This window comes from Cohnella thermotolerans DSM 17683, from assembly GCF_000429825.1.
GTDB lineage: Bacteria > Bacillota > Bacilli > Paenibacillales > Paenibacillaceae > Cohnella > Cohnella thermotolerans.
In genome coordinates this window covers 44,078-62,124 of the sequence record NZ_KE386955.1, presented here as the reverse complement: position 1 = coordinate 62,124, position 18,047 = coordinate 44,078, and the positions used below count along the sequence as shown (strand labels likewise).

Below are 18,047 nucleotides of genomic sequence, written 5' to 3'. Positions count from 1 at the left end.
ACGATCGGCGCTTTAAGACGGCATGGCGCGCCAAATGCCGAATCGGGCGGATCGAAGCCCGGACCGGGGCAAGAAGGCAAGCGTCCGGGGAATAAGATACAGGAAGGAGGAATGCGAATGAAGCGACCGCTCAAAATCGGCATTACCTGCTATCCTTCGCTGGGGGGCTCCGGCGTCGTGGCGACGGAACTGGGCAAGCTGCTGGCGGAGAAGGGGCACGAGATTCATTTCATTACAAGCGGCATGCCGTTTCGTCTCGGCAAGTTTCAGCGCAACATTTTCTATCACGAAGTCGAAGTTTCGGATTATTACGTATTCCGCTATCCTCCCTACGATCTGTCGCTCGCGAGCAAGATGCACCAGGTCGCCCGGCTGCAGCAGCTCGATCTGCTTCACGTCCACTATGCCGTTCCGCACGCCATCTGCGCGCTGCTGGCCAAGATGATGTCCGGAGGCCGGCTCAAGGTGGTCACGACGCTTCACGGAACGGACATTACCGTGCTGGCGCAGGACGAATCGCTCAAGGACATCATCCGTCTCGGCATCCGCAGCAGCGACGCCGTAACGGCGGTCAGCGAAGATCTCATTCGGGAGACGCGGGAGCTGCTCGATATCCGGGAGCCGATCGACCTGACCTACAACTTCGTGGACAAACGCGTCTACTATCCGCGCTCTTGCTCCGATCTGCGGGCGGACTATGCGGACCCGCACGAGAAGATTTTGATGCATATTTCCAACTTTCGTCCGGTCAAGCGGACGGGCGACGTCGTCGACATTTTCGCCAAGGTGAGCGCGAAAGTGCCGAGCAAGCTGCTGCTCGTCGGGGAAGGTCCGGATATGCCCAAAATCCAGGCGAAAATCGATGCGATGGGACTGAGCCACCGCGTTCATTATATGGGGAAGCAGGACGACGTGGCGCAAGTGATCTCGATGGCCGATCTGCTGCTGCTGCCCTCCGAGAAGGAGAGCTTCGGTCTGGTCGCCCTGGAAGCGATGGCGTGCGGCGTGCCGACGATCGGTTCGGTGGCGGGAGGCATTCCCGAGCTGGTCGTCGACGGGCAGACGGGCTTCCTCTCTCCGATCGGCAAGACGGAGGAGATGGCCTCGAACGCCGTCCGGCTGCTGACGGACGCGAAGCTGTATGCGGAATTCCGCGAGGCATGCCTGGCGCGGGCTCGGTCGGAGTTCTGCAACGATCGGATCATGGCGCAATACGAGCGAATTTATTATCGGGTTCTCGGCATCGAGGCGGAAGTGCCCTTGCCGGTATGCGAGGCATGAGCCGGTGCCCGGGAACCGGGAGGGAATGGCGGATCGATGGAGCATAACGGCGAAAGCGCGTGGGAGGCGGGACTGGCCGTCGTTCGCGCGCTCGAGAAGGCGGGGCACGAAGCGTACCTCGTCGGCGGCTGCGTAAGGGACAGGCTGCTCGGCCGGCCGCTTCGCGATATCGATATCGCCACCTCCGCACGGCCGGAAGAGGTGGCGGCGCTGTTTCCGCGCGTCGTTCCGACGGGGCTGAAGCACGGGACGGTGACGGTGCTGGACGGCGGCTCGTCGTTTGAAGTGACGACGTTCCGGCAAGAGAAGGAATATAGCGATTCCCGCCATCCGGACGAAGTGACGTTCGTCAAGGACATTCGCGAGGACCTCGCGCGGCGGGATTTTACGATCAACGCGATGGCTTTCGGGTCCGACGGTTCGACGGTCGACCCGTTCGGAGGCGCGGAAGATTTGCGCCGCGGCGTCGTCCGCTGCGTCGGCGACGCGGAAGAGCGGTTCGGCGAGGACGCGCTCCGGATGCTTCGCGCCGTGCGGTTCGCCGCCGAATTCGGCTTCGAGCTGGAAGCCGGCACATGGAGCGGGCTCATCGCCCGCAAGGAGCGTCTGCGGCATGTGTCGATGGAGCGGGTCGGCAGCGAGCTCGACAAAATGATCGGAGGCCGCGATCCGGGCCGGGCGGTGTCTCTGCTCGCCGGCAGCGGCCTTCTCGCGTGCGCCAAAGAGCCGCTGCCGCATGCCCTTCCGCCGGAGGAGGAGATTTACGGCTTAAGCGGAATGTCCGGCATTGCGGCGGCGGATCTTCGCTGGGCGGCGCTGCTGGCGATCGCCGGAGCGGGACCGGCCGAGGCGCTGGAGCACGCCCGGACGCTTCGGTTCAGCGCGAAGCGCGGGGAGGCGATCGCGGCGGTCGTCGGCCTCCATCGCAGGCTGGAGGAGGCCGGTTTCGACTTTGCCGCCGGAGACGGCGCGGGCGGGGCCGAGGCGGCGCGGACGGCCTGGATTCGCGCCGCGCTCGAATACGGAACCGCCGCGGCCGAAGGCTGGATCGCGCTCGTCCGCGCATTGCCCGCGCTTGCGGGCGGCGACAACGCCTCCGCGGGCCGGGCGGCGGAGCTGGCCGAGCGCTGGCTCGGCCAAATGCCGGTTCGCCGGCTGCAGGACCTCGCCCTTCGGGGCGACGAGGCCGTTCGGCTGGCGAACCGGCCGCCGGGGCCGTGGGTGGCCGCAACGCTGAAGCGGCTGCTGGAGCTGGTCGCCTTGGGAGACGTGCCCAACGAGCCGGAAGCTTTGAAAACCGTTTTGACGCAAGTCGCGCAAAAGGATGATGAACGATGAATCAATCGCCGCTCTTATCGCTGCTGGAAGAGAAGCCGGGAGCTTTCGTCTCGGGGGAGGAGATCAGCCGCAAGCTGAACGTCAGCCGCACGGCGATCTGGAAGCAAATCCGCAAGCTGGAGGCGGAAGGCTACGTCATCGAGGCGGTGCCGAGGCTCGGCTACCGCATCGTGGAGCGTCCCTCCCGCTTGTCGCCGACCGAGCTGGCGAACCGTCTGACGACCCGTTCGTTCGGCCGGCATCTGCGCGTATTCGACGCAGTGCCGTCGACGCAGGACGTGCTGCGCGAGCTGGCGGAGGAGGGCGCCCCCGAAGGGACGCTCGTTCTGGCCGAGCAGCAGACGAAGGGCCGCGGCCGGATGGGCCGGTCCTGGGTGTCTCCGGCAGGCAAAGGCGTCTGGATGAGCCTGCTGCTTCGCCCAAGCGTCCCGCTTCATATGACGCCCCAGCTGACGCTGCTGGCGGCGGTATCGCTAAGCCGCGCGATCGCGCGGGTCGTGCCGCTCGAGATCGGCATCAAATGGCCGAACGATCTGCTCGTCGGCGGGCGCAAAATTAGCGGCATTCTGCTGGAATCCGCGGCCGAAGACGAGCGTATCCGCTATGTCGTCGCCGGCATGGGCATTTCCGTCAACCTGGAGGAGCAAGACTTCCCCCCGGAAGTGTTGGAGAAGGCCATCTCCCTGCGGATGGCCGCCGGCCGGCCCGTCGATCGCGTCGAGATCGTCGCGGCCGCGATGGAAGAGTTCGAGAAGCTGTACGAGCTGTACGCGGCTCAAGGCTTTGCGCCGATCCGAGCGCTGTGGGAGGCGCATTCGGTCACGCTCGGTCGCCCCGCGACGCTGCAGACCCCGCATGGGACAATCGAGGGGATTCCGCTGGAGCTCGACGATCTCGGAGGGCTGCGGGTGCGGCTCGCGGACGGCTCGATCCGGACGGTCTATTCCGCCGAAGTGGGCGACCGGTGACACCGGTTCGCCCGCTCATGGACGGGAATAACAAACGGTGTTATAATGATGAACGCAAGGCGGTATCGGTTGACGAATTGCACTTGCGGAGACCATAAGGAAGCATGAACGCCCGGCAGCCGTCGGGCAACGGAATTGAATACCGTGATGATTCGCGGCGGATTCTGCTCTGAGCCGAAGGGACCGAGACAGAAGGACGTGAAGCGCTCCTGCTGAATGGAAACCTTTTTTTGCTCATGGGCAAAAATGAAGGTTTTTTGTTTTTTATACTTGATTGCGGGAGGCGTATCATCCGATGAAACAACCGCTCACACCGCCGAAATGGAAGGCGTTCAAGGCGCAAGGAACGAAAATCGCCATGCTGACGGCCTATGATTATCCGTCGGCCCGTCTGGCCGAGGAAGCCGGCATCGACGCCATTCTCGTCGGCGATTCGCTCGGCAACGTCGTGCTCGGCTACGACACGACGGTTCCGGTGACGCTTGACGACATGATTTATCACACCCGCGCGGTCGTTCGCGGCGCGCCCGGCACGATGATCGTGACGGATATGCCGTTCGCCACGTACCGGCTCGGACCGGAAGCGGCGCTGCGCAATGCGGCCCGCTTGCTTCAGGAAGGCGGCGCTCACGCGGTGAAGATGGAAGGCGGCGCCGATATCGCGGACGAAGTGCACCGGCTCGTCTCGGCGGGCATTCCCGTGCTGGGGCACCTGGGGCTCACTCCGCAGTCCGTGCTTCAGATCGGCGGCTACAAGGTGCAAGGCAAAGATAAAGAGGAAGCGCAAAAGCTGATCGCCGATGCCAAAGCGCTGGAGCAGGCGGGCGCGTTCGGCGTCGTGCTGGAACTGGTGACGGAGCCGGTGGCGGCGGCCGTGACGAAGGCGATCGGCGTTCCGACGATCGGCATCGGAGCGGGCCGGGGGTGCGACGGGCAGGTGCTCGTATACCATGACATGATCCGGTACGGCTCGGGCATTCGCGACAAGCGCTTCGTCAAAACGTACGCCGACGTCGGGGAGACGATCCGCAGCGCCATTGCCGGGTATGTAAACGACGTCAAAAACGCAAGCTTTCCCGAGGAACGCAACGGCTTCAGGCTCGACGATCAAACCGCCCTGCAATTATCCGATTCCTTGTACGGAGGCGAATCCAAATGAAATCCGCGCTTGTATCCGCTCCCCGCATCGTCCGTTCGATCGCCGAGCTGAGGAAGGAGATCCGGGCGTTCCGCCTCGCGGCGGGTCCGGAGGCGACCGTCGGTCTGGTGCCGACGATGGGCTACCTTCACGAGGGCCATGCGAGCCTTATGCGCCGCAGCGCGAAGGAGAACGGCCTGACGGTGCTCAGCATTTTCGTCAACCCGCTGCAGTTCGGCCCGAACGAAGATTTCGAACGCTATCCGCGCGACGAGAAAAGAGACGTGGCTGTCGCGGGGGAAGCGGGCGCCGACCTGATCTTTATGCCGCAAGTGTCGGAGATGTATCCCCGCCCGCCGAAGACGTCCGTCATTGTCAGCGGCATTACCGAGCGGCTGTGCGGCGCGAGCCGTCCCGGCCACTTCGACGGCGTCGGGATCGTCGTCTCCAAGCTGCTTCATATCGTGGAGCCGGACCGCGCTTATTTCGGATTGAAGGACGCCCAGCAAGTGGCGGTCGTCACCCGCATGGTAGAAGATTTGAATATGCCCGTCGAGATCGTGCCTTGCCCGATCGTGCGCGACGCGGACGGTCTTGCCCTTAGCTCCCGCAACGTTTATTTGAGCGCCGAGGAACGGAAGCAAGCGCTGTCGCTGTCGCAGACGCTGAAGCTCGTGCCCGGCTGGATCGAGGAGGGGGCGAACGCATCCGAATTGACCCGGCGCATGCGGGAGCGGATCGGGGAGCAGCCGCTTGCGGATATCGACTATGTCGAGGCGCTGCTCTATCCCGACCTGGTGCCGCCGGATGCCGACCGTCCGCTGAAGGACGTTTTGAAGAACGATTCCGTGTTGGTCGCCGTGGCCGTCCGTTTCGGCCAAACGCGGTTGATCGACAACATTTTACTGACTGCCGAGAAGAGGTGAACGCCGTGTTCCGCCAAATGATGAAGTCCAAAATACACCGGGCTACCGTAACCGAAGCCAACCTCAATTATGTCGGCAGCGTGACGATCGATCAGGATTTGATGGACGCCGTCGACATTCTGCCCGACGAGAAGGTGCAAATTGTCAACAACAACAACGGCGCCCGCTTCGAAACGTACGCGATTCCGGGGCCGCGCGGCTCCGGCGTCGTCTGTCTGAACGGCGCGGCCGCCCGGCTCGTTCAACCCGGCGACATCGTCATCATTATCGCCTACGGCTATATGACGGACGAAGAAGCCCGCGTCCATCGTCCGAAAGTGGCGATCATGGACGAGGCCAACCGGGTGTCCCGGTTGATGGCGGAGGAGCCTCATTCGACCGTCTTGTAACGCGTATGAAACCACCCCCCGTAACGCAGAATGACGAGTACAACCGAACGCGTTAGGGGGAGCCGGAATGATCGAACAATGGTTTGCCGCCATGAACGATACGCTGGACGACTTGCTTCGCCGTTATCCGTACGCCTCCGACGAAGAAAAAAACGAGCTCGACGAACGGTGGAACGTGTTAAAATCGTTAAGTGATGTTATCATTGAAGCATGGCTTCAATTTGAAGACAAAATGGCGGCGTATCGCGATCTGAAGCAAGAAGCGGAGACCGGTCCCGCCCCGGGCGGCGCGGAAGAGCTGGTGGGACCTTATGTCAAAGGCCTCGGCTATTTCAAGCTGCAGATGTACCGCGAAGGCGCCGTTTATTTTGAGCAGACGCTGATGCAGGAGCCGGAGCTGAACATAGCCCGACTGTTCCTCGCGATGTGCCGGATGCATCTGGAGCAGTTCCTCGAGGCGCAGCGCCATTTCCAGTTCATTGCGGCCTTGACGGAGGATGTCAAGCTGCGGGCGATCTCATACAACGCCCTCGGCTGCATCCAGGCGGTATACGCCAACTTGAAGCAGGCGGAGCGCTATTTCCGGATGGCGATGGAGACCGATCCGTCGTTCGAGGATCCCCGCCGCAATCTGGAAACTTGCCAAAGCCGATCCGGCCGGCTGCAGCTGCTTTTCGGCTCCTCGGAAATGCAGGCGCTCGTGCTGTCCTGACGAAGCCAGGATCAAGGTTCGATGCCTAGAAAGGAAGTAAGGCATGAAATTCGCCGTTCTCGATTTTGAAACGACGGGAACTTCTCCCGACCAAGATGAAATTATTCAAGCGGGATTGGCTCTCATCGACGAGACGGGCGCCGTCAACCACGTCTTCGCCACGCTGGTCAAACCTGAGAAGCCGATTCCGGATTGGATCACGAGGCTTACGGGCATCGGCGACGAAGACGTACGCGAAGCACCGATGCTGGAGGAGATGCTGGCCGGACTCGTTCCGCTCCTTCAGGACGCCGTGCTTGTCGCGCACAACGTCGGATTCGACGCCGCTTTTTTACAGGCCGCCCTTGACCGGTGCGGCTATTTGCCTTTTGCGGGGCGCATGATCGATACCGTCGAATTAAGCCGCCTGGCTTACCCGACCCAATCGTCCTATCGCTTGTCGTCGCTGACGCATAGCCTGGGGGTCTTTCATGACCGCCCGCATCAGGCCGACAGCGACGCGCTGGCCACTTCGGCCGTGTTCCTGAAGTGCGTCGAGCGGCTGCGCTCGCTCCCGCTTCTGACGCTGCAGCGGCTCGCTTCGCTGTTCAATCCCGAGCTCGACGATTTGGGCTGGCTGCTCGCCGATCTCGCCGCCTGGCGGGAAGCGAACCCGGCGGTCGCGGAGGAAGACTACCAATATTACCGCCAATTCGCCATGAAGATCGCCGATTGGACGGAAGACGATTCCGCCAAGGAAAAAAGCGAAGACGACGCTCGCGATGTCCGGAATGTTCTGTCCGCTACGGAGTTTCCCGAATTTGTCGATTCCGTCCGCGGCAAGCTGAAGGAGCTTCTCCCTTCGTACGAGGCCCGGGAAGGGCAGGAGATCATGTTCTCCGAAGTTTTGGAAGCGCTTGGACAAGATTCGCATCTTCTTGTGGAAGCGGGAACCGGAACGGGGAAGTCGCTCGGCTATTTGCTTCCCTCTCTCTATTATGGATTAAAGGAATCCAAAAAAATCGTCGTCAGCACTCATACGATTCAACTTCAGGAACAATTGCGGCAGCGAGACTTGCCCCTATTGCAGAAGGTGCTGCCGGTACCTTTCAAGGCCGCGGTGTTCAAGGGCCGCAGCAATTACTTATGCTTGCGCAAATTCGAGCAGCAAATGCATGTGCCGGAAACGGCGTTGTCTCGGGAAGAGGCGGTGGCGCGCGGGCAGATGGCCGTATGGCTCACCGAGACCGAACGCGGCGAAGCGGAGGAGCTCAATATCGGGGGCCGCGCCAAGGATGAATGGAACGCGGTCGCAAGCGACGCCGATTCCTGCCTGAACCGGCAATGTCCCTGGTTCCGCAAATGCTTCTACCATCGAGCCCGCAACGAAGCCAACAAGGCGGATCTCATTATTACGAACCATGCGCTCGTCTTTACCGACATGCGCGCCGAGAGCCGGCTGCTGCCTTCCTACGACCGCCTCATTGTCGACGAGGCGCACCACCTGGAGGAAGTGGCGAGCCATCATCTCGGGCAGCGGACCGCCTATTCGTCCCTGCTCAATCCGCTGCTGCGGCTATGGAAGGACGCGCGCACCGGACAGCTTCCCCATCTGTCCAGCTTGCTCGCCAGCTCCGGGGAGGAACAAGCGCAGGTTTGGCTCGAAAAGCTGGAAGAAGCAGCCTCCAAGGTGCACGACATTCGCGAATCGTGGGACCGTTGGATGGATCGGCTGTTCGGCTTGCTCGCCGCCGAGTCGGCGGCGGACGAGAGCGGCAATCTGACGTTGCGGCTGAAGCCGAATCAACTGCCGGCCGATTGGGACGACCATCTCGTCGACGGCCACAATACGATTCAGTTGTTAAGCGATTTGCTGCGGCCCCTGGACAAGATGATCGCCGACATCCGCGAGCGCACGGACGAGCTGGCCGTTCAGAGCTTGCTGACCGATTTGAACGGCACTTTAAAGGATTTGACTTCGCTCCGAGCCGATCTCCAGTCGTTCGTGAGCCTTGGCAATCCCGATTTCGTCTACTGGATGGAGGGCCATACCCAATACCGCAGCCGTTCCGTTACGTTGTACGGCGTTCCGGCGGACGTCAGCCGGCTGCTCAAGGAAGGCATGTTCGACCGCAAATCGAGCGTCGTGCTGACCTCGGCAACGCTGACGGTGGACAAGACGTTCCAATACGTGAAGGAGCAGCTTGGGCTCGACGCTTCGGAGCGCGAGGGCCGTCTGCGGACGGCGCAGGTTCCTTCTCCGTTTAATTATCGGGAGCAGGCGCTCGTGCTCATTCCGCGGGATTTCCCGAACATCCGCGGGCCGAACGGCGACCCGCAATTTTTGCGGGCGCTTGCCGATTCGCTGGCCGAAGTCGCCGAGACGACCGGAGGCCGCATGCTGGTCCTGTTCACCTCCCATCGGATGCTGAAGACCGTCTACGTCCCGCTGAAGGAACGGCTTGCTCCGAGCGGAATCGAGGTCATGGGCCAAGGCGTCGACGGCGGCAGCCGCAGCCGGCTGACGCGGCAGTTTATGGAGCAGCCGGCTTCGGTATTGCTCGGCACCAGCAGCTTCTGGGAGGGCGTCGATCTGCCCGGGGACGCGCTTACGTGCCTGGCGATCGTCCGTCTGCCTTTTCAACCGCCGAACCATCCGGTCATCGAAGCGAAATCCGAGAAGCTCCAGGCGGAACGCAAAAACCCGTTCATGAAGCTGTCGCTGCCCCAGGCGGTCATTCGCTTCAAGCAAGGATTCGGGCGTCTTGTTCGCACCGCCACCGACAAGGGGATCGTCATTTTGTACGATACCCGGGTGATCGACACGAACTACGGCAAATATTTTCTATATTCACTTCCCGGCCCGAAGATCGAGCACTTGCCTCTGTCCGGACTCGTGCCGCGGGTGAAGGAATGGCTCGGCGCGTCCGGGCGGGCTGTCGCGACAAACGAGGAAGGAGAGGGCGAATGACGAAGCAGGTTAAAATATCCGAAGCGGTCGTTCGCAGACTGCCGGTTTATTTGAGGTTTTTGAACGAATTGAGTCAGAGCGGCATTCAAACGGTATCCTCGCAGGATTTGGGCGAGAAGTTGAATTTGAACCCGGCCCAAATCCGCAAAGACTTGGCTTATTTCGGCGACTTCGGACGCAAAGGCGTCGGCTACAACGTAAACTATCTGATCGAGAAAATTCGCCAGATTCTGAAGCTGGACCGCCCGCTGCACGTGGCGCTGGTGGGGACGGGCAATCTCGGCCGGGCTTTGTCCAATTACAATATGTATTTGAAGGACAATATGAAAATTATCGCCATTTTTGACGCGGACTCGTCCAAAATCGGCATGGTGATCAACAATTTGACCGTGCAGCCGATGGAAGAGCTCGACGAGACGGTCGCGGAGAAGGACATTACGATCGGCATCATCACCGTGCCGGCGGCGGCGGCCCAGAATGTCGCGGACCAATTCGTGAAGGCCGGTATCCGGGGCATTCTCAATTTTGCTCCGACCGTTCTGAAGACGCCCGCGGGCGTTCGCATTCATCAAACGGATTTTACGGCGGACCTGCTGAGTTTGGCCTATTATATGAATTTTGACCAAGAGGATATGGACGAAGGGAATAATCGACAATGAACCGATGGCTGATTGAGAACGGCATTTTCGTGACGATGGACCCCGAGCGGCCCAAGCTGGAAGGCTGGATGGCCGTGGAAGGGCGGGCGATCGCGGCGATGGGCGCCGGGGAAGCGCCGGAAGAGGAACGGGCGAAGGCGAAGGAAATCGTGAACGGCAAGGATTTGCTCTTCATGCCCGGACTGATCAATACGCACGGCCATGCGGCGATGTCCTTGCTGAGAGGCCTCGCGGACGATCTCGTTCTTCAGGACTGGCTGGAAAACCATATGTGGCCGATGGAAGCCAAGTTTACGGGCGACGACGTCTACTGGGGCACCTCGCTTGCGGCCATGGAGATGATTCTGAGCGGGACGACCGCCTTCGTCGACATGTACGACCATATGGACCGGGTGGCCCAAGTCGTCGAGCTTAGCGGCCTTCGCGCCAGCCTGACGCGCGGGGTCATCGGGCTCTGTCCGCCGGACGTTCAAACCGCGAAGCTGAACGACGCCATTCAATTCGCCCGCGACTGGCACGGCCAAGCGGACGGCCGCATTCGGGCGATGATGTCTCCGCACGCGCCTTACACCTGTCCGCCGGATTACATCGAGCGCATCGTCGCGGCCGCGCACGAGCTCGGCTTGCCGATGCACACCCATATGTCGGAGACGGCGGCGGAAGTCGCCCAGAACGTCAGGGATTACGGCGTGCGTCCCGCGGAGCATCTCGACCGTCTCGGCTTGTTCTCGCGTCCTGCGCTCGTCGCTCACGCCGTCCATTTGACCGACGAGGAAATCGCCTTGCTCGCGGAACGGGGCGTCGCCGTCTCGCACAATCCGGTGAGCAATCTGAAGCTTGCAAGCGGCGTAGCCCGAGTGCCGGACCTGCTGCGCGCCGGGGTAACGGTCTCGCTGGGCACGGACAGCGCGGCGAGCAACAATAATCTCGATCTCTTCGAGGAGATCCGGCTCGCAGCGTTGCTGCACAAAGGCGTCTCCGGCGATCCGACGGCAGTGCCGGCGGCGGAAGCGCTCCGAATGGCTACTGTGTACGGGGCTAAGTCCATCGGGCTGGAGGGCGTCGTCGGCATGCTGAAGCCGGGCATGAAGGCGGACTTCATCGCGCTATCCATCGCCAAGGCGCATTTCGTGCCGGCCACCGACTACGTCTCCCATCTCGTCTATTCGGCGAGCGGCGCCGATGTCGCCCACGTATGGGTCGACGGCAAGCAGCTGCTGCGCAATCGGGAGCTGCTGACAATGGACGCGGAACGCATCCGTTTCGAAGCGCAGCGCTCGTTCGAGAGGCTTCGCCAATGAGGCTCAGCCGTGCCGAGAGCCACAAGCGGGCTCCCGTGATGTCCGTCCGCCGCTGGATCTGGTTGTCCGTCTGCTTCGTCTTGTTCGTCTGCGTGGCGTTCGTGTTGTACATTCGTTCGGTCAACGCCGATTATGAGAGCGAGAGAACCGAGGCGATCCGTCTCGCCAAATCGGAAGCGGGAATGAAGGAGACGCTGGATGCGGTCAAGCATGTTTGGGACGAATCCGTCTGGGTCGTAATAGGGAAGGACGCCGATGGCGTCAAATGGTACGTCTGGGAGCGGGCCGACGGAATCGTCAAGGAGAAAGCCGATGACGGTCTGTCCCGCGAGCAGATCGTCGATCGTTTCAACGCCGACCATCCGGGCCAGGAGATCGTCCGGATTTTGCCGGGATGGTTCCAGGGCCAGCCCGCCTGGGAAGTCCGCTACGTCAGTGATCCGTCCACGAAGCGGGAAGCGATCGACTTCTATTCCTTCAAGGACGGCACGAAGCTGAAGACATACGACCTGCCCGGCAAGTAACAGGGCATTGAGGCTGGCTGCCTACTGAACCGGAGTAAGAGATCGACGAAGAGTAGCAGGGGATCGGTAAAAGCCTTACTATAATTGAACCCCGGCAGGGGCGAACGGACAAAGACTTTTCCAAGCCGTACGGACTTGGGAAAGTCTTTTTTGTGCAAAGTCGGAAGCCGGGGCGTTACCACCGCTGCCAAGCTTTTGATAACGAAACGTCTATCAAAATTTGATATACTCTAAGATGTACGATTGAATCGCTAGCATACGAGGATGCAACTTTGAACGATAAAGGAGGGCATGCGGCATGAATTTGCGCATCGTTCCAGTTACGATAACGGCCGCGTTGTCCGCGGCATTGCTTTTCGGCGGTTGGTTCGCCTATGGCCATTACGGCGTGGAGAAGCCTTTGGAACGGGTGGCGGAAGCCATTCCGGGCGTCGAATCGGCGCAAACGAACAGCTCGGTAAGCGAAATCGATCTGAAGCTCAAGCTCTCGCCGGATGCCGATCTGGCCGAAATTTACCGCCAGGTGCAGGAGAAAGGTGCGGATGCGATCGGCGGCAGAACACTGAAGCTAAGCGTGGAAGATTCGTCCAGCCCGGCTCTGGAAAAAGCCTGGAGCCAAGCGCTGTTCGACGTCGCGGAAGCGATGGACCATCGCAAATATTCCGGCGTTCGGGACGCGATGAACGCTCTGACGAAGCAATATCCGGGATTGACGGCGGCAACCGAGATGGACGACAACAACGTCTACATTCGGTTGCGGTCGGGCGATGCCGTGAAATACGTCATTCTGCCCCGCGAGCCGGATAAGCTGGGGGTGTGGCCGAATGCGTAAACTGATGCCTTACGGCAAAGAGATCGCGGTCGGGTTCTTTCCCGTCCTGCTTCTTTTTCTCCTTTTCATCGGCGTTCCGGCGCTTCCTTTGATTATGGGCCTCTGCCTCACGGCCGGACTTCTCTTGCTCGCCAGGGCGCGGGGAGGCTTGGCGATGGGAGCGGCGGCCCCAAAGTCGCCTTCGCGAGCGCCGCAATACTTGACGTTCGAAGATATCGGCGGGCAGGAACAGGCGAAGCGCGAGCTGATGGAGGCGCTTGAGTTTCTCGTGAAGCGGGACAGGCTGTCCAAGCTGGGCATTCGTCCGCTGAAGGGCATTCTGCTTGCGGGACCTCCGGGAACCGGCAAGACGCTGCTGGCCAAGGCGGCCGCGCAGTACACGAATTCCGTATTCGTCGCCGCTTCGGGCAGCGAATTCGTCGAGATGTACGTCGGCGTAGGCGCCGGCCGCATTCGCGATCTGTTCCAGGAAGCGAGACGCACGGCGACGAAGCAGAAAAAGGATAGCGCCATCATATTCATCGACGAGATCGACGGCATCGGCGGCAAGCGCGACGGCGGCCAGCACCGCGAATACGATCAGACGCTGAACCAGCTGCTGACCGAGATGGACGGCATCCAGGGCGACGAGAATCCGCGCGTGCTGCTCATCGCGGCGACGAACCGCAAGGAGTTGCTCGACCCGGCTCTGCTGCGTCCCGGCCGTTTCGACCGCCACATTCAGGTCGACTTGCCGGACAAAGCGGGCCGCGAGCACATCTTGAAGCTGCACGCCCGCAACAAGCCTTTGGCCGATGACGTCTCGCTGTCCAAAGTGGCGGACGAGACGTTCGGATTCTCCGGCGCGCAGCTGGAGAGCGTGATGAACGAAGCGGCGATTTACGCTTTGCGCGAGGAGAGCGAGACGATCCGTTCGGCCCATCTGGCCCAAGCGATCGACAAAGTGATGATGGGCGAGCGGATGGACCGCGAGACGACCCGCGAAGAGCGGGAGCGCGTCGCCATTCACGAGCTCGGCCACGCCATCGTCGCGGAGACCGTTCGGCCGGGCAGCGTCGCGCAAGTGTCGCTGACGCCGCGCGGACAAGCGCTCGGCTACGTGCGGCACCATCCGAGCCAGGACCGGTATTTGTATACGAAGACGGTGCTGGAAGAGCAGATTATGATCGCACTCGGCGGTGCGGTTGCCGAGGAGTTGAACTACGGCGGCCGCAGCACCGGCTCGCGCGGCGATTTCGATCAGGCGACGAACATTGTCCGCACGATGATCGAATCGGGCATGTCGGGACTCGGCATCGTGCATCCGCAGGCGGTGACGACCGAGCAATGGTCGCAGGAGAACGCCAACATTCTGAACGAATTGACGGAGCGGACGCGAGATCTGCTGAGAGGCCATCTCGACACGTTCGAGCGGCTGCTCGCCATTCTCGTTCGGGAAGAAACGTTGTCCGGCGAGGAGCTGCGCAAACAGCTGGCGCATTCCGCCGCGTAATTCGACGCGAAACCGGCGCTTTCGGGAAATTATCGCCCGGAAGCGCTGTTTGTTTTGCGCTAAGCCGCTCGAAAATCTTAATTTTTTCTCAACATTTGCCGAATTTCTTTAACAGCATTTAAAGGAAATCTCCGTTCGATTGTGGTAGCATAAACAATACAGGCTGAAAAATCCGGAACTCCGATATGCAGGAATTCCGGTTTTTATTTGAACCGAATGGGCGCCATGTTCGTCAAATGAAGAGGTGAGCGGTTTTGAAATCCGAGGCAAACTTCGATTACTTAAGATATATGACCGATCATGAAGACAAAAAAGCGCTGCTTGGCGATCTCATGACGGTTTACGGCAAGGAAATTTGGAATTATGCTTATAGCATTACGCGCAAATGGGACATGGCGGACGATATCACCCAAGAAGTGTTCATCAAGGTGTACAAGAATCTGCACGGCTTTCGAAGCGACGCCTCCGTCAAAACCTGGCTGCTCACGATTACGCGCAATACGGCGATCGATTTTCAGAGATCCGCGTTTTTCCGCAAAGTGACGTTGACCGATTGGGTAGGCGAGACGGGAGAACGACGATCGGTCGAGCAGGACGTCATCGAGAATCAAGCGGTCAACGAAATGTGGGAGATGGTTTTAAAGCTGCCGATCAAATACCGGGAGGTTCTTATCCTATACGCTCATAACCAGTTGTCCCTCAAAGAAATCGCGGACTTGCTCGGCGTGACCGAGGGGACGGTCAAATCGAGAATGTTCCATGCGCGCAAGAAATTAGCCAAAATGAAGGAGCGGATGGTGTATGGATCCGACCGATAAGGAACTTAGGGAGAAGCTGGCCCCAGGTCCGTTCGCACGCGACGGCTTCGACGAGCGGCTGCGGAAGCGAATCGAAGACAGCCTGGACCGCCCCAGGAAGCGATTCGGCCGAACGACCCGCTTCGGCTGGAACGCCGCGGGCGCGGCCGCGCTGCTGCTCTTGCTGATCGGCTTCGGCATCTGGCAGTGGTCGCCGCTCGGCTCATCCCCTTCCGGGGCCAAGGACACGCAGCTTGCCGGCGCGCTGGATCCGAAGATGTCGCTTACGGCGGAGACGGACGAAGAGATTCGTTCGGCGCTGCTTCTCGGCTTGCGCAAGGACGTGACCGCTCCCGACGGCCGCATCGTCAGCTCGTACCGGACCGTGCTCGTGGCGCCGGAAGACAACAAGCTGCAGATTACGGCCGAAGGTTCCGGCATCGTCATGCCTTATGGGCAGACGTTCTGGAAGATCGAGTCGACGGCCGATGACGGAACGTCGGACCGGCAGAGCCTGATCGCCTATCAGGCTTACGGGAGAAAGGCGCTTACCGAGCGGCCGGCGTCGATCTTGGCGACGCCCCGCGAAGGCCTGCTGTCGGAGCGGATTCTGTTCGTCGGCAACCGGTATGTTTCGATCGCGCAGGATGCGGTCGGCAAAGGGGAGGGCGACGATAGGGAGTACCGGTTTGTCAAGCAGATCAACCAGCTGGCCAAATCCGGAGGCACCGCCTTCGATCCGGCGACGGAGCCGCATACGGCGCTGGAGGAAGCTTTGGCGCAGGCTGCCGCCGTCAACGGCGAGAAGACGGAGCAATGGGCCATCGTCCGCAAGCCGGGCAAATGGATCGGCGTCACGTACGGCCGGTTGAATGCGGCGGAGCCTGTAGACGCCAACGCCGAACAGGAAGTGCAGACGGAACTGCCGGAAGACGTGGCCCCCGCCGATCAACTGCTCGTCTCCTGGGATCAGATTCGGCGGATCGAGCCGGCGGCAACGGACGCCTACACGTCCAAGACGGAAGATATGCTTGCCGTCGTCGTGGACCGCGAGATCAAGATTTACCCGTACAAGCAGAAGAACGGCCTCTCGAATCCGTTGTCGGTGGAGCTCGAACCGAACGAAACGGTCATTATGGTAGAATGGGCGCTGAATCAGTCCGAGCAGAAGAATTACGCCGACCAGTGGAAAACGAAAGTTTCCGAAATTTTGGCCAAACGTTAAAATCCGGCTATTGCCAATCGCGGCGGAACGGTGTAAGCTAAGCGTAATTTCATATCGGAATCATGCCGATGAAGAGCATCCAACTCGGAGGCGTTCCCGTCAAGCTGCCGCGCGAAGCCGTCTTCGGATTCGTCGGCGGTCGAAGTCAACCGGCCCCGCCCGTTACCGCGGAACCAAGAGGACCGAATCGAACCGATTCGGTCAAGTTGGGTGGCACCGCGAGCGAACGCTCCTCGTCCCAATCGGACAGGGAGCGTTATTTTTTTGCCCTTTTGGGGTTATCATTCGGGGGCTTTTTGGGGCCTCAGGGAAAGGGATGGGGAAAATGGAAAAACGCAAGCTTAATTTCAATCCGGGGCCGGCCGCGCTGCCGCTCGAGGTGTTGGAGGAAGCGAGGGACCAACTGGTCTCGCACGGGACGCTCGGGATGTCGCTTATGGAAGCGTCGCATCGCAGTCCGGCGGTGGAGGAGCTGATCCGCGAGACCGAAGTCCGGCTGCTTGCTTTGACGGAACTGCCTCCGGGCTACCGGGTTCTGTTCATGGGCGGCGGAGCCAGCATGCAATTTGCGCTTGCGCCGCTCAATTTTCTGAAGCCGGGCCGGGTCGCCGCTTACGCTCTCACCGGAAGCTTCGCCGAGAAGGCGTTCCAAGAGGCGGGGCGTATCGGCAAGACGGCGATTGCGGTGAGTTCCAAAATGTCGGGATGGCGCCGCATCCCCGCGCCGAACGAGCTGACCGTGCCGCCGGACGCGGCCTATTTGCACCTGACGCTCAACAATACGATCGAAGGCTCCCAATGGAACGCCGTTCCGGCGACGGGAGGCGTCCCGCTCATCGGGGATGCGACAAGCTGCATTCTCGGCCGCCGTCTGGAGCTGTCGAAGTTCTCGCTGATCTACGCCGGAGCGCAGAAAAACCTCGGACCGGCCGGCGTGACCGCGGTCTTGCTGAGCGAAGCGTTCGGATCGGAAGCGAACGAAGAGATTCCGCTCATTTTCCAGTATCGAACGTATTTGCAGAACGATTCGCTGTACAACACGCCGCCCGTTCATTCCGTTTACATGATGAATTTGGTGCTGAAGTGGGTCGAACGCCAAGGCGGGGTCGCCGCCATGGAGCGCGTCAATGAAGCGAAAGCCCGTCTGCTGTACGAGTCGATCGACCGCAGCGGCGGGTTTTACGAGGGGGCGGTCGATGCCCCCGATCGTTCGCTCATGAACGTCACCTGGCGCCTTCGGGACGCGGAACTGGAGCGCCGGTTCCTTCGGTCGGCCGAGTCGAACGGGTTTGAAGGATTGGCCGGTCACCGGAGTGTCGGCGGCCTGCGCGCTTCGATCTATAACGCGGTTTCGCTGGAAGCTTGCAAGACGCTCGGCGAGTTTATGGACGATTTCGCGCGGCGGCACGGCTGACACGTGCGCAAGCGGCGTACCCGGGCCGGGTCGCCGCTTCCTGCGAGTCAGGGAATCGCTATGCGTTCCCGAAATTCGTCGAAGAGGCGGCGAAACATTTT

Annotated in this window: 16 protein-coding genes; all 16 read left to right on the top strand. The window is 60.8% G+C overall.

Translation table 11 applies throughout. From position 1 onward, the window contains the following. The first annotated feature begins 117 nt into the window (after window positions 1-117). Window positions 118-1,281 carry an N-acetyl-alpha-D-glucosaminyl L-malate synthase BshA gene (bshA, locus tag G485_RS0117845; protein WP_027093617.1) on the top strand — a complete coding sequence of 388 codons (1,164 nt, stop codon included), beginning with the start codon at window positions 118-120 and terminating at the stop codon, window positions 1,279-1,281. A gap of 36 nt (window positions 1,282-1,317) precedes the next feature. Next, on the top strand, window positions 1,318-2,619 hold the full coding sequence (locus G485_RS0117840) for a CCA tRNA nucleotidyltransferase (RefSeq protein WP_035157160.1): 1,302 nt from the start codon (window positions 1,318-1,320) through the stop codon (window positions 2,617-2,619). Then, window positions 2,616-3,587 carry a biotin--[acetyl-CoA-carboxylase] ligase gene (locus tag G485_RS0117835; RefSeq protein WP_027093615.1) on the top strand — a complete coding sequence of 324 codons (972 nt, stop codon included), beginning with the start codon at window positions 2,616-2,618 and terminating at the stop codon, window positions 3,585-3,587. Before G485_RS0117840 ends, G485_RS0117835 begins: the two co-directional genes overlap by 4 nt. 295 nt (window positions 3,588-3,882) lie before the next feature. Beyond that, window positions 3,883-4,746 carry a 3-methyl-2-oxobutanoate hydroxymethyltransferase gene (gene panB, locus G485_RS0117830; protein ID WP_027093614.1) on the top strand — a complete coding sequence of 288 codons (864 nt, stop codon included), beginning with the start codon at window positions 3,883-3,885 and terminating at the stop codon, window positions 4,744-4,746. After that, complete coding sequence (gene panC / locus G485_RS0117825; protein WP_027093613.1) at window positions 4,743-5,651, top strand: pantoate--beta-alanine ligase; 909 nt, start codon at window positions 4,743-4,745, stop codon at window positions 5,649-5,651. Before panB ends, panC begins: the two co-directional genes overlap by 4 nt. 5 nt (window positions 5,652-5,656) lie before the next feature. Next, window positions 5,657-6,040 (top strand): aspartate 1-decarboxylase, encoded by a 384-nt coding sequence (gene panD / locus G485_RS0117820; RefSeq protein ID WP_027093612.1) that lies wholly within the window; start codon window positions 5,657-5,659, stop codon window positions 6,038-6,040. 67 nt (window positions 6,041-6,107) lie between these two features. Then, the gene (locus G485_RS0117815; protein WP_027093611.1) at window positions 6,108-6,752 is read left to right on the top strand and encodes a tetratricopeptide repeat protein; all 645 of its coding nucleotides are present in this window, start codon (window positions 6,108-6,110) and stop codon (window positions 6,750-6,752) included. A 43-nt stretch (window positions 6,753-6,795) separates the two neighbouring features. Continuing rightward, on the top strand, window positions 6,796-9,702 hold the full coding sequence (gene dinG / locus G485_RS0117810; protein ID WP_027093610.1) for an ATP-dependent DNA helicase DinG: 2,907 nt from the start codon (window positions 6,796-6,798) through the stop codon (window positions 9,700-9,702). Then, window positions 9,699-10,361 (top strand): redox-sensing transcriptional repressor Rex, encoded by a 663-nt coding sequence (locus G485_RS0117805; RefSeq protein WP_027093609.1) that lies wholly within the window; start codon window positions 9,699-9,701, stop codon window positions 10,359-10,361. Before dinG ends, G485_RS0117805 begins: the two co-directional genes overlap by 4 nt. Continuing rightward, window positions 10,358-11,662 (top strand): amidohydrolase, encoded by a 1,305-nt coding sequence (locus G485_RS0117800; protein ID WP_027093608.1) that lies wholly within the window; start codon window positions 10,358-10,360, stop codon window positions 11,660-11,662. Before G485_RS0117805 ends, G485_RS0117800 begins: the two co-directional genes overlap by 4 nt. After that, a complete protein-coding gene (locus G485_RS0117795) occupies window positions 11,659-12,186 on the top strand; it encodes a cell wall elongation regulator TseB-like domain-containing protein (protein ID WP_027093607.1) in 528 nt (175 codons plus the stop codon). Before G485_RS0117800 ends, G485_RS0117795 begins: the two co-directional genes overlap by 4 nt. A gap of 298 nt (window positions 12,187-12,484) precedes the next feature. Next, window positions 12,485-13,018 (top strand): hypothetical protein, encoded by a 534-nt coding sequence (locus tag G485_RS0117790; protein ID WP_027093606.1) that lies wholly within the window; start codon window positions 12,485-12,487, stop codon window positions 13,016-13,018. Window positions 13,019-13,022: 4 nt separating this feature from the next. Next, window positions 13,023-14,510, top strand: a complete 1,488-nt coding sequence (locus G485_RS0117785) for an AAA family ATPase (protein WP_027093605.1) — start codon at window positions 13,023-13,025, stop codon at window positions 14,508-14,510. A gap of 254 nt (window positions 14,511-14,764) precedes the next feature. Then, on the top strand, window positions 14,765-15,328 hold the full coding sequence (locus tag G485_RS0117780; protein WP_027093604.1) for an RNA polymerase sigma factor: 564 nt from the start codon (window positions 14,765-14,767) through the stop codon (window positions 15,326-15,328). Next, a complete protein-coding gene (locus tag G485_RS0117775; RefSeq protein ID WP_027093603.1) occupies window positions 15,312-16,532 on the top strand; it encodes a hypothetical protein in 1,221 nt (406 codons plus the stop codon). Before G485_RS0117780 ends, G485_RS0117775 begins: the two co-directional genes overlap by 17 nt. A 325-nt stretch (window positions 16,533-16,857) precedes the next feature. Then, entirely contained in the window at window positions 16,858-17,946 is a 1,089-nt protein-coding gene (gene serC / locus G485_RS0117770; RefSeq protein WP_027093602.1) for a 3-phosphoserine/phosphohydroxythreonine transaminase, read from the top strand. Window positions 17,947-18,047 lie beyond the last annotated feature (101 nt).